The sequence below is a fragment of the Achromobacter spanius genome (assembly GCF_039673305.1).
Lineage (GTDB): Bacteria > Pseudomonadota > Gammaproteobacteria > Burkholderiales > Burkholderiaceae_B > Achromobacter > Achromobacter spanius_F.
The window spans coordinates 1-12120 of record NZ_JBDJLJ010000094.1 but is presented as its reverse complement, the minus strand read 5'-3'; the positions used below and the strand labels follow the sequence as shown (position 1 = coordinate 12120).

General features: G+C 66.1%; 12 protein-coding genes. 11 read left to right on the top strand and 1 reads right to left on the bottom strand.

Annotated features, from left to right (window positions below; genetic code table 11):
• Positions 1 to 6 precede the first annotated feature (6 nt).
• From ABE485_RS30315 to cyoD, 9 genes are all read left to right on the top strand, one after another.
• Positions 7 to 630 (top strand): SCO family protein, encoded by a 624-nt coding sequence (locus tag ABE485_RS30315; protein WP_346518956.1) that lies wholly within the window; start codon positions 7 to 9, stop codon positions 628 to 630.
• Between the two features lie 20 nt (positions 631 to 650).
• Entirely contained in the window at positions 651 to 1139 is a 489-nt protein-coding gene (locus ABE485_RS30310) for a copper chaperone PCu(A)C (RefSeq protein WP_346518955.1), read from the top strand.
• A 325-nt stretch (positions 1140 to 1464) separates the two neighbouring features.
• Positions 1465 to 1848 carry a DUF4148 domain-containing protein gene (locus ABE485_RS30305; protein ID WP_346518954.1) on the top strand — a complete coding sequence of 128 codons (384 nt, stop codon included), beginning with the start codon at positions 1465 to 1467 and terminating at the stop codon, positions 1846 to 1848.
• Between the two features lie 205 nt (positions 1849 to 2053).
• The gene (locus ABE485_RS30300) at positions 2054 to 3259 is read left to right on the top strand and encodes an ATP-binding protein (RefSeq protein ID WP_346518953.1); all 1206 of its coding nucleotides are present in this window, start codon (positions 2054 to 2056) and stop codon (positions 3257 to 3259) included.
• Between the two features lie 5 nt (positions 3260 to 3264).
• Complete coding sequence (locus ABE485_RS30295; protein WP_076516270.1) at positions 3265 to 3816, top strand: response regulator transcription factor; 552 nt, start codon at positions 3265 to 3267, stop codon at positions 3814 to 3816.
• Positions 3817 to 4075: 259 nt separating this feature from the next.
• Positions 4076 to 4984 carry a ubiquinol oxidase subunit II gene (cyoA, locus tag ABE485_RS30290; RefSeq protein WP_346518952.1) on the top strand — a complete coding sequence of 303 codons (909 nt, stop codon included), beginning with the start codon at positions 4076 to 4078 and terminating at the stop codon, positions 4982 to 4984.
• A 2-nt stretch (positions 4985 to 4986) separates the two neighbouring features.
• Entirely contained in the window at positions 4987 to 6963 is a 1977-nt protein-coding gene (gene cyoB / locus ABE485_RS30285; RefSeq protein ID WP_346518951.1) for a cytochrome o ubiquinol oxidase subunit I, read from the top strand.
• Positions 6964 to 6966: 3 nt separating this feature from the next.
• Positions 6967 to 7581: a cytochrome o ubiquinol oxidase subunit III gene (gene cyoC / locus ABE485_RS30280; protein ID WP_346518950.1), complete on the top strand. Its 615-nt coding sequence runs from the start codon at positions 6967 to 6969 to the stop codon at positions 7579 to 7581.
• Positions 7581 to 7931, top strand: coding sequence for a cytochrome o ubiquinol oxidase subunit IV (gene cyoD / locus ABE485_RS30275; protein WP_346518949.1), 351 nt, complete (start codon positions 7581 to 7583; stop codon positions 7929 to 7931). Before cyoC ends, cyoD begins: the two co-directional genes overlap by 1 nt.
• Before the next feature lie 130 nt (positions 7932 to 8061).
• Here cyoD and ABE485_RS30270 read toward each other — a convergent pair whose 3' ends face one another.
• Entirely contained in the window at positions 8062 to 10539 is a 2478-nt protein-coding gene (locus ABE485_RS30270; RefSeq protein ID WP_346518948.1) for an ankyrin repeat domain-containing protein, read from the bottom strand.
• A gap of 232 nt (positions 10540 to 10771) precedes the next feature.
• Here ABE485_RS30270 and ABE485_RS30265 point away from each other — a divergent pair, with 232 nt between their 5' ends.
• Together ABE485_RS30265 and ABE485_RS30260 are read left to right on the top strand one after the other, a co-directional pair.
• Positions 10772 to 11422, top strand: coding sequence for a nitrogen fixation protein NifQ (locus ABE485_RS30265; protein ID WP_346518947.1), 651 nt, complete (start codon positions 10772 to 10774; stop codon positions 11420 to 11422).
• A 281-nt stretch (positions 11423 to 11703) separates the two neighbouring features.
• A partial coding sequence (locus tag ABE485_RS30260) for an Hcp family type VI secretion system effector (protein WP_346517298.1) occupies positions 11704 to 12120 on the top strand: 417 nt, incomplete at its 3' end.

Here is a 12120-nt window from a genome sequence, read left to right as displayed (position 1 = left end):
GTTCTCATGCATTCCCTCTTCCCGCGCGCGCCCGTTGGCGCGACGCGCGCCGCCGCGCCCGACCCGCGGCGGCGCCTGCTGCTGTCCTCCCTTGCCCTGCTGGCCCTGGCCGGCTGCGGTCAGGACGCGCCGCCGCTCAACGGCATGGACCTGTCCGGCATGCCGGCCGGCGATTTCCTGCTGCAAGACACGGACGGCCAGGAACGCCGGCTGGCCGATTACCGCGGCCATCCCGTCATGCTGTTCTTCGGCTTCACGCAATGCCCCGACATCTGCCCGACGGCGCTCACCCGCGCCGTCGAGATCAAGAACCTGTTGGGCAAGGACGCCGACAAACTGCGCGTCCTGTTCATCACCGTCGATCCCGAACGCGACACGCCCGAGATCCTGCGCGCCTACACCCAGGCCTTCGATCCCGGCTTCGTGGGACTGCGCGGCACGGCGGAACAGACCCGCGCCGCCGCCCAGTCCTTCAAGGTGTTCTACCAGAAGGTCCCCACCGGCTCGTCCTACACCATGGACCACACCGCGCTAACCTACATCATCGACGCCGAGGGCAAGCTGCGCATCGCCCTGCGCCATCAGCAGACCGCGCAGGAATGCGCGCAAGACCTGCGCACCGTGCTCTGAACCCCGCAAAGGAAACCATCATGAACAAGATTTCGATCAAACCCCTGGCCGCTGTCTTCGCGCTGGCGCTGGCGGGCTTCAGTCATTCCGCCCTGGCCCAGGATGCCGGCCTGTCCGTGCAGGACGCCTGGGTGCGCGCCACCGTGCCCAACCAGCACGCCACGGGCGTCTTCATGCGCCTGACGTCCGCGGCGCCCGGCCGGCTGGTCGCCGTGGAGTCGCAGGCGGCCAAGCACGTCGAGGTGCATGAAATGGCGATGCAGGACAACGTCATGAAGATGCGCCAGGTGCCGGGCATCGACCTGCCCGCCGGCCAGGCCGTCGAGCTCAAGCCCGGCGGCTACCACGTGATGCTGATCGACCTGGCCAGGCAGATCGCGCCCGGCGACCACGTGCAGCTCACGCTGGTCGTGGAAGACGCCTCGCGCCAGCAGCGGCGCGTGCCCGTGGACGCGGTGGCGCGGCCGCTGAACGCGACCGCCGCGCCCGCCGCCGGACATGGCCACTGATCATATATAGATAGGCGACATCGGGCGCCGGCCGGGCCGGCTCCCGCCTCTTGTCCGCCCGCCTGGCGACACGGCGGCGTCCGCACGGCGCCTGTCCCCCTGAAAGCGGACTGACACCTATGCTTCAGGCTTGAAATACCTTCTTTGCCGGCGGACCGCATTTCGCGCAACGCCGCCGCGCGCGCCCGGTCGAACAGGAAAACACGGGAGCGCGCTGGTTCCGCTTCCGCAAGCATCGCCCGCATCCAGGAAATCGCCCGCCGGCAGCATCGCGGACGACGGCGCGGCCGCATCGGCCGCAAGCTTTGATTGCCAGGAGCGTTTCATGAAGACCTTCACCACCACCCTGCTGCTGTGCGCCGGCCTTGCCGCCGCCGGCGCGGCCCAGGCGCAAACCCAGGCCCAGTCCCCCACGCCCGCCACGCAGTACCAGCGCGACCTCTACGGCGACTGGCGCGTCGCCTATCCCGCCCCCGCCGCCAAGTCCGCCAGCCAGGTCGGCGCCGAACTGGCCCGGGCCAAGGCCACCGGCCAGTACACCTTCGGCGACGAAGACTACCCGCCCGCCGTGGCCTCGGGCACGTCCGAAAGCCGCGCCCAGGTCGAACAGGAACTGCGCCAGGCCCAGGCGCAGGGCCAGATGGCGTCCGACCAGGAAGACTACCCGCCTCCCGCGATGGCCCACAGCGGCGCGTCCGCCATCCACTGACGCCGGCGATTATCAGGGACGCATAGCCCCTCCCTCCGACCTGCGTCCCTCCCCAATTCACCATACAATGCCTGCACATCCGCCGCCCGCGCCCCACCCGGCCAGGCGGCAGCCGGCTACTCCCGCCGCGCGACGGATGCCAGCGTTCCGCGCAGCCGGGCGCCCGTAACTGCCGGCTGGCTCGCCGGCGCCTCTGTGTCTGGATATGCCCGGTAGTTCCGCCTTTTCATTCCTGCGTACCCTCTGCAGCCTGCGCTGGCTCGCCATCGCGGGCCAGGCCGCCACCATCCTGCTGGCGAGCAGCGTGCTGGGCCTGGACCTGCCGCTGGAGCCGCTGTGGCTGGGCGTGGGCCTGCTGATCGGCTTCAACGTCTACGCCAGCCTGCGCCTGCGGCATCCCCGCGATCTCTCCCACGCCACGGCATTCGGCCATCTGCTCATCGACATGGGCGTGCTGGCCTGGATGGTGGGCTGGAGCGGCGGCATCAGCAATCCGTTCGGCACGATGTTCCTGATCCTGACCGCGCTGGCGGCCCTGGCGCTGCCGCGCAACTGGGCCCTGGCCGCAGCGCTGGCCGGCGTGCTGGGGTACGTCGCCGCCGCCATCTTCGGCCAGCCCCTGCGAGGCGACGTCGACACCCACACCCTGCTCCTGTGGGGGATGGGCGCCAATTTCCTGATTTCGGTCGTGGTGGTGCTGGTGTTCTCGACCCGGCTGGCGTCGGACCTGCGCGCCCGCGAACGCGAACTGGCCCGCCTGCGCGAGCGCTTCACCCGCAACGAGGGCATCGTCGCCCTGGCGACCCACGCCGCCGCCATGGCGCATGAACTGAACACCCCGCTGGCCACCATGACCCTGCTGACCGACGAGATCGCCGCCGAGGTCCAGGACGACGAAGACCTGCGCGCCGATGTGGCCACCCTGAGCCAGCTCCTGGCCCTGTGCCGGGAACGGATCCGCAACCTGGCGGTCCCAACAGCGGTGGATCTGGTCCGGGTGGTGGGGCAATGGCGCCTGATCCGCCCGACCATCGACCTGCAGCGCTCCGGGACGCTGCCGACCAGCCTTCGGGTGGACCCGGCCATCGCCCATCTGCTGCAGGCCCTGCTCAACAACGCGGCGGACGCCGGCGAAGCCGCCGAAGCCCCACGCGTGCACCTGCATCTGGAATATGGCTATGGCGCGCTGCGCGGCGAAGTCCGGGACTACGGGCGAGGCTTCGACCCCGACCAGACCCTGCTGCCCGCGACCAGCCTGTTCAACAGCGGCAAGCCGGGAGGACTGGGCGTGGGCCTGGCGCTGTCGCATGCCACCGTCGAACAGATGGGCGGCGAAATGACCATGACCGCGGCCGACGGCGGCGGCACCCGCATCCGCTTTTACCTGCCTCTCGGCAACCCCGGGACCTGAATGTGATGAATGCAAACGACCTTGGCCTGCTGATCGACGACGACGAACTCTACGTGCGCACCCTGCAGCGCAGCCTGTCGCGCCGCGGCCTGGAAACCCGCACCGCCACCGGCATCGCCGAGGCGCTGCGCGTGGCCGAGGAAATCCGCCCCGCCTTCGCCCTGGTGGACCTGCGCCTGGGCGAGGATTCCGGCCTGACCCTGATCCGCCCGCTGCGCGCCCTGCGCGAGGACATGCGGATCCTGCTGGTCACCGGTTACGCCAGCGTGGCCACCGCGGTCGAGGCCATCAAGCGCGGCGCGGACGACTACCTGCCCAAGCCGGCCACGGCGCCCATGATCCTGCGCACGCTGGGCCTGGTGAAGCCGGAAACGGTTACGATCGAAACGACCATGACGCCGCTGCACCGCCTAGAATGGGAGCACATCCACCAGGCCCTGCACGAAACCGGCGGCAATGTTTCCGCGGCGGCGCGCCTCCTGGGCATGCACCGGCGGTCGCTCCAGCGCAAGTTGGCGAAGAAACCGGGGCCGGAACGCGAAGTCCTGGTCGACTGATTTGTGCGGTTGCGACACATCCTTGCAACCCCCGCTTGTGCAGGTGCGACATATCGTCGCACCCCCACCCCTCCCCTCGGGGCTTCTGCTCCCCTAGGAAAACCCTGAATCTGGCCCCCTTGGGGCGGATTTCTCCCAGGCAATGCGACCATTCGTCGCAGGCTTGACCCAAATCAAACCGATAGGATGGACGTTGCTGCCTAGCAGCATTCCAGTCTGCTGCCCTGCAGCATTTCCCACCTTCCATCCAAGGCTGTACGTGAAACACCCCCTCCTTGCGACCCTTACGCGCATTTTTGGCGTCGGCGCGGTCATGCTGCTTGGCGGCTGCAACATGGAAATCCTCTCCCCCAAGGGAGATATTGGCGCCCAGGAAAAGACTTTGCTGTTCACGGCGACGGGGCTGATGCTCATCGTCGTGATTCCAGTCATCGTCATGATCCTGGCTTTTGCCTGGAAATACCGCGCATCCAATACCAAAGCTGACTACCAGCCCAAATGGGCCCACTCCACGGCGATCGAAGTCGTGGTCTGGACCGTCCCTTGTATCATCGTGGCGATTCTTGCCGTGATCACGTGGCGTTCCACGCACGCGCTCGATCCCTACAAGCCGCTCGTGTCCGAACACAAGCCGGTGACCATCGAGGTGGTTTCGCTGGATTGGAAGTGGCTCTTCATCTACCCCGAGTACGACATCGCCACGGTCAACGAGATCGCGTTCCCCGTGGACGTTCCGGTGAATTTCCGGATCACCTCGGCGTCGGTCATGAACTCGTTCTTCATCCCCCAGCTGGGCAGCCAGATCTACTCGATGGCCGGCATGGAGACCAAGCTGCACCTGAACGCGCGTGAAGCCGGCACCTACGCCGGCATCTCGGCCAACTACAGCGGCGCCGGTTTCTCCGGCATGCGCTTCAAGGCCCACGCCATGTCGCAGGAAGGTTTCGACAACTGGGTCAAGGAAGCCAAGGCTTCCCCCACCGCCCTGACCCCCGAGGTCTACGCGGAGCTGACCAAGCGCAGCGAGCGCAACCCGGTCGTGAAGTACTCGTCGGCGCCGCCCGCCATGTTCGATTTCATCCTGGGCAGCACGATGACCAAGATGGCCGGCGTGGACTCCGCCACGTGCACTTCCACGTCGAATAATCTGATCGCAGGAATCAACTAACAATGCTCGGGAAACTCACCCTCGAGGCCATTCCGTACCATGAACCTATCGTCATGGTTACGCTGGCCGCCGTGTGCCTGGGAGGCCTAGCGGTCTTCGGCGCCATCACCTACTTCAAGAAGTGGAAGTACCTCTGGACGGAATGGCTCACCTCCGTCGACCACAAGCGCATCGGCGTGATGTACATCATCGTCGCGCTGATCATGCTGCTGCGCGGCTTTGCCGACGCCATCATGATGCGTACCCAGCTGGCCGTCGCGTCAGCCGATTCGGCCGGCTTCCTGCCACCGCACCACTACGACCAGATCTTCACCGCCCACGGCGTCATCATGATTTTCTTCATGGCGATGCCCTTCATCACCGGGCTGATGAACATCGTGGTGCCGCTGCAGATCGGCGCCCGCGACGTGGCCTACCCGTTCCTGAACTCGCTGAGCTTCTGGCTGTTCGGCGCCGGCGTCGCGCTGATGATGATCTCGCTGTTCGTGGGCGAATTCGCCGCGACCGGCTGGCTCGCGTATCCGCCGCTGTCCGGGCTGGACTACAGTCCAAGCGTGGGGGTGGATTACTACATCTGGGCACTGCAGATATCCGGGCTGGGCACAACGCTTAGCGGCATCAACTTCATCGTCACCATCCTGCGCATGCGCGCGCCTGGCATGACCCTGATGAAGATGCCGATCTTCACCTGGACCTCGCTGGTCACCAACGTCCTGATCGTCGCCGCCTTCCCCGTGCTGGCCGCGACCCTGGCGCTGCTGACGGCCGACCGCTACCTGGGCACGCACTTCTTCACGAACGACGGTGGCGGCAACGTCATGATGTACGTGAACCTGATCTGGATCTGGGGCCACCCCGAGGTCTACATCCTGGTGCTGCCGGCTTTCGGCGTGTATTCGGAAGTGGTTGCCACCTTTGCCCGCAAGACGCTGTTCGGCTACAAGTCCATGGTCTACGCCACGGCCGCCATCGGCGTGCTGTCGTTCCTGGTCTGGCTGCACCACTTCTTCACCATGGGTGCGGGCGCCAACGTCAATGCCTTCTTCGGCATAGCGACAATGATCATCTCGATCCCGACCGGGGCCAAGATTTTCAACTGGCTGTTCACCATCTACCGCGGCCGCCTGCGCATCACGACGCCGGTGCTGTGGACGCTGGGCTTCATGATCGTGTTCGTGATCGGCGGCATGACCGGCGTGATGCTGGCCATCCCCGGCGTGTCGTTCGTGCTGCACAACAGCCTGTTCCTGATCGCCCACTTCCACAACACCATCATCGGTGGCGTGGTGTTCGGCTGCATCGCCGGCATGACCTACTGGTTCCCCAAGGCGTTCGGCTTCACGCTGAACGAGCGCCTGGGCCGCTACTCGTTCTACTGCTGGTTCGTCGGTTTCTTCATGGCCTTCATGCCCCTGTACATCCTGGGCTTCAAGGGCATGACGCGTCGCCTGAACCACTACGACAACCCCGAATGGCAGCCCTACCTGCTGGTCGCGCTGGCCGGCGCCGCGCTGATCATGCTGGGCATCTGGTTCCTGCTGCAACAAGTGTTCGTCTCCGTGCGCCAGCGCAAGCAGAACCAGGACGTCACCGGCGATCCCTGGGATGGCCGCACCCTGGAATGGGCGATTTCCTCGCCGGCTCCTTTCTACAACTTCGCCCACGTTCCTCACGTCGATGAACTGGACCAGTTCTGGGAAGACAAGCAGAACGGCAAGGCGTACAAGCGCCCGGCCAAGTACGAAGACATCCACATGCCGCGCAACACCGCTGCCGGCGTCTTCATCGGCGCCTTCGGCCTGGTCATGTGCTTTGCCCTGATCTGGCACATCTGGTGGCTGTCGATCGCCGGCCTCGTCGGCATGATCGGTTCGTTCATTGTTCGCGCCTATGACCGCGACATCGACTACTGGGTCCCGGCCGCGGAAGTCGAACGCATCGAAAACGCTCACTTTGACAAAATGCAGAAGGCCGCCTGAGCCATGATTCAAGCCGTAGCCACTCACCCCCACGCGGGTCACGACGATCACGCGCATCACGACGATGGATCCAAGACCGTTTTCGGTTTCTGGGTCTATCTGATGAGCGACTTGCTGATCTTTTCGGTGCTGTTCGCCACGTTCGCGGTGTTGTCCAACGCCACCGCGGGCGGCCCCAGCGGCAAGGAACTGTTCGACCTGAAGTTCGTGCTGGTCGAAACCCTGCTGCTGCTGGTGTCCAGCTTCACCTTCGGCATGGCCAACCTGAACGTGCACGCCAACAACAAGAGCCGCGCAATGGGCTGGTTGATGGTCACGTTCCTGTTCGGCGCGGGCTTCATCGCGATGGAAATCTATGAATTCCATCACCTGATCAGCATCGGCGCCGGTCCCGGCCGCAGCGCCTACCTGTCGGCGTTCTTCACGCTGATTGGTACGCACGGCCTGCACGTCACCTTCGGCCTGATCTGGATCATCGTCCTGCTGGACATGATCCGCCGCCATGGCCTGGACTCGATCAACAAGCGTCGTCTGGCGTGCCTGAGCCTGTTCTGGCACTTCCTGGACATCGTCTGGATCTGCGTCTTCACCTTTGTCTACCTCCTGGGAGCCCTCTGATGTCGCACTCCGCTGCGGCCGCACACGGCCACGACGATCACGCCGCCGACCATGGCAGCCTGAAGTCCTACATCATCGGTTTCGTGCTCTCGCTCCTGCTCACCTTCGGCTCGTTCGGCCTGGTGATGTACGGCGCGCTGTCCCACACCGTCACCATCATCGGCGTGGTGGCGCTGTGCGTGCTCCAGTTGCTGGTGCAACTGGTGTACTTCCTGCACATGGGCGCATCGAAATCGGCCCGCGACAACCTGGCAGCCTTTGTCTTCACCGTGCTGATCATCGCCATCATCGTCGGCGGTTCGGCCTGGGTGCTGTACAACATGAACGTCAACATGGGTCACGCCATGTAATGACGGCCAGCCGTTGAAGCAAAAAATGCAGGCGCCCCCGGGCGCCTGCATTTTTTTTGGCCGGGTGACCGCTCCGGCCCGCGTCTGCGGCGTCCGGCACGGCGGGCTCCGCCCGGCGCGCCTGCAGGCCCTAGCGGTCCGCCGCGGCCAGGTTCACGTTTGCGCGCCGCGCCAGCTCGGTTGCCGTGACGCCGACGAACGGCTGCACGCGCGACTGCTGCTGCAGGTCGCAGCCGGTGGCGGCCTTCGCGGCCTCCAGCACCTGCTTCACCGCGTTCGCGCCCATCGGGCCGACCGGGCCGCTGTTGCCCAGCTGCCAGGCCAGAACGTCGGCTACCGCCATGCCGCGACGCGCCGGCGTGCGGGCCATGCCGGCGCCATGCTCCAGCAGCATCCTTGCCTTGGATTCCTGGCCCAGGTTCAGCATCGTCACCAGCGGCAGCACGTCCGGCGCCGCGACGCCCGCGATGCGAAAGTCCGGATCGCTGCGATCGGATGCGTCCGCGCCCGCCTTCAGCCACGCCTCGTACAGGTCGTCGGGCAGCCACGGCAGGCTCAGCGGCGCGATGCGGTTGCGCAGCAGGCCCGTGGCGTCGCCCGCGTCCGTCAGCGGCACGCCGGCGGCCAGCAGGCGGTCGGCCATGGCGCGCAGCCGCGCGCGCTGGCCATCCCATAGCGGCCCGTCGTTGTCGGCGGCCGCACGGGTTTCGACGTCATTCCAGATTCTCAGGAGGCTGGACATCGCTTCCGTAGTCAGCGGCGCCTGCGGCTTGCCGGCGGCCTGCGCCAACTGGTCCACCAGTTCCGGCTGCAGGTAGCGCACCGCCAGGGACAGCGCCTCGTTCAAGCCGTTGCGCTCGACCGCCTTGCCGGAAGCGTATCCGCCCACCGCGGCATCCGCCCCATGGGCCAGCGCGAAGGTTACGCGCGCCGGCACCGCATACTGCGCCGTGGGCGTGAGCGATCCCGATGGCGATTCACGCAAGGCTTCGAGCAACGGGGTTTCCCACATGGGGCTGCTGCCGTAGTACATGCGGATATAGGCGGCATTGATATCCGCCCCCTTGGCCAACAGCTTTTCGGCGAACCAGAAATTCTTCGGGTTCTGCAGCGCGGCGTGCAGCGGCGTGCGCCCGTTCTTCTCGGGCGCGTTGGGATCCGCGCCCTTGTCCAGCAGGTAGGACAGGTTGTCCTTGTTTTCGCTGTAGTAGGAAATGCGCCGGATCAGCAGGGTCGTGCCGCTGGAATCCAGGGCGTTCATCGGCGCGCCCGCCGCGATCAGCATGTCCGCCAGCGCATAGCGTTCGGCCGCCGGACGCGTGTCCCTGGCGTCCGGCAGCGCGCTGCCCAGCAGCACGAATCCATTGTTGGGGCCGTCGGCCTTGGCGCCCCCGTCCAGCAATGCGCGCACGATCCCGGCCTGCTTGCGCGACACGGCGGCCGCGAGCGCCGACGTACCGTTTTCATTGACGCCATTGGGATCCTGGCCGGCCGCCAGTTCGGCGCGCACGGCGTCCAGGTCGCCGTCGGCGATGGCCTTGAAGATCGCAAGGCGCGGCCGGCAGACGCCCGCGTCCAGCGCCCTTTCATTCAGCGCTGCGCCGATCCGGGCCGCGACAGGGCCGGGTATCGGCTCGCTGGCGGCAAGGCGGCGCGTGCAATACAGCCGGTAATCCTCGCGCGCCAGGGCCTCGAAGTAGCCGCGCTTGTCGCCCGCCTTCGCGGCCCGCGTCCAGCGCGCGTCGGCGCGATTCAGGTAGGCCGCCGTGCGCGCCGGATCGCGCCGCAGCACGTCGCTGAGAATGCGGTCCGCCTGCGCCGCGTCGCCCGATTCCGCCAGCCAGAAGCCATAGTCGTTCAAGGCGGTCAGCATTTGCGCGTCCTTGCCGCCGGGATCGATCTCGCGGTAGTCCTGCTCCATGACGAAGCGGCGCAGGTCCGCCAGCGCGCGGCCGAATTCGGCCGTCTTTGCCCGCGGAATGGCACGCGCCACCTGATGCAGAGTGCGAAAAGTGGCCGTCACGTCGAGCACCGCCTGGTGCTCGAAGCGCACGTCGGCGGGCAGCGCCTTCAGGCGCGCCGGATAGTCCGCCAGCGCCGGGCGCAGCGTTGCCAGGGCCTCGGCGCGGCGCGCCTCGTCCCACGGCCGGCTGCCGGTGATGACCACGCGCTGCGCGTTCGCGATCACCGTGGCCGCCTCGCCCTTGCCGTCCACCAGAAAGCCCCGCGCCTCGCCATCCGTGGCGTCGCTGTAGGAATAGCTCACCCAGTAGAAGGCCTCGTCGCCGCGCGGCGCCCTGACCGTCACGTTTTCTTCGCGCGTGGCCTTCCACTGCGCGGGGTCGATCACCAGCGGCTGGGAGCGGAAGTCCAGCCGGAATTCCTTGCCGCCTTCCCGGATGTAGCGATACAGGTACAGCCGGTTTTCCATCTGCCCGACCAGCATCGCGTCCTTGACGTTCTCGGTGCCCCAGGCGCGGCGCTCCGGTTCGCGCAGCGGGTAGCGGGACAGCCGCATGGACTCGATGACGGCGCCGATGTCGTAGGCGGCGGCGGGCGGAGGCAAAGCCGCCATGCCGGCCAGCGCCAGGGCGACGGCGCCAAACATACGGGAAACGGCGTAGCGGGGAACAACGGGGCGGAATTGGCGCGGCATGCGGGGATAAGGTGCTGCGGATTGAAAAGGAGGCCGATGATACCGCCGGGTCTCTGCACCTGGGGTATATCCCGACACCGATTTCATGCGCGGCGACAAGAACTCGCCCGGCATCCGTTATATATTCCACCCCATAACGTTTAGTTAACAGATTAATTAAGCTGCCGCCGACGCAATTCCGCCCATGGAAGCCTTACTGACCCCCGCCCCGCCCTCCCACGCCGAAGACGCCCAGCGGTTTGCGCGCGCGCTGCTGCGCCATGCTCCACCCGTGCATCCCGATGCGGGGTTTTTCGCCGCGGTCATCGGAACCAGCCTGGCCCATGGAAACCTGGCGCGCAGCGGGTTGACGCCCGCCGAATTGCAGGCGCTGACCGACTACCTGTTCCCAGGCGCGCTGACTGGCCACGACAACGCGCTGTCCGCGCTGCGCGAGCAGTTTCCCGCCTATCTCAAGAGCGGCCTGGGCGACCCGCAACCCGGTTTCACCCTGCTGATGCGCGTGCTGCTGGACGCCTATGGCGCGCCGGGACCGGACACGACGCAATGGGTCACCAGCATCCTGGCGCACGCCTGTCTGCGGCCCGACCACCTGTGGCGCGACCTGGGCCTGTCCGGCCGCGAAGACGTCACCGCGCTGCTGGCGCGGCATTATCCCGGGCTGGTGCTGCGCAATGTGCACAACCTGCGATGGAAGAAATTCCTGGCCTATTCGGCGCGCGAACACGCCGGCCTGCCCGCAGGCGCCGCGCCCGGCTGCGACGGCTGCGAGGATCACGCGGTCTGCTACCCGGGGGCTGAACCGGATTCGCAGGACGGACCGGGCCAGATTTGACCCGGTCGGGCCAATTTTGGCCCGATCAGAGTCCTTATTTATCAATGGCCTGGAAAAGATCGGGTCAAATCTGGCCCGATATTCCGTTAAACCGCCGGGTTTTTCGGTGCTGTGGTCGCGAGATGCAACCAGATCGACGTCTGGAAATCTCGTAGCGCATTGATTTTGCTTGGGTTTATTTCCAAAAAACAAACCTGGCACGGATTTCGCATATGTCGTTGCGTCCCACCTTCGGGATGCTTCCGGCCTCATCAGGCCTCACGACGACAAGGAATCCGTCAATGCCTACCCCCGCCTATATCAGCATCACCGGCAAGACCCAGGGCAACATCACCCAGGGCGCCTTCACCGCCGACTCCGTCGGCAACGTTTACGTGGAAGGCCACGAAGACCAGATCCTGGTCCAAGAGATCGAGCACCGCGTCAATACCCCGACCGACCCGCAAAGCGGCCAGCCCTCGGGCCAGCGCGTGCACAAGCCCTTCATCTTCACCAGCGCGCTGAACAAGGCCACGCCGCTCATGTACCAGGCCCTGGCCGCTGGTGAAATGCTGCCCAAGGTCGAGGTGAAGTGGTACCGCACGTCCATCGACGGCAAGCAGGAGCACTTCTTCACGACCGAGCTGGAAGACGCCACGATCGTGGACATCACCAGCGTCCTGCCGCACGCGCAGGACCCCAGCAAGTCGGACTACACG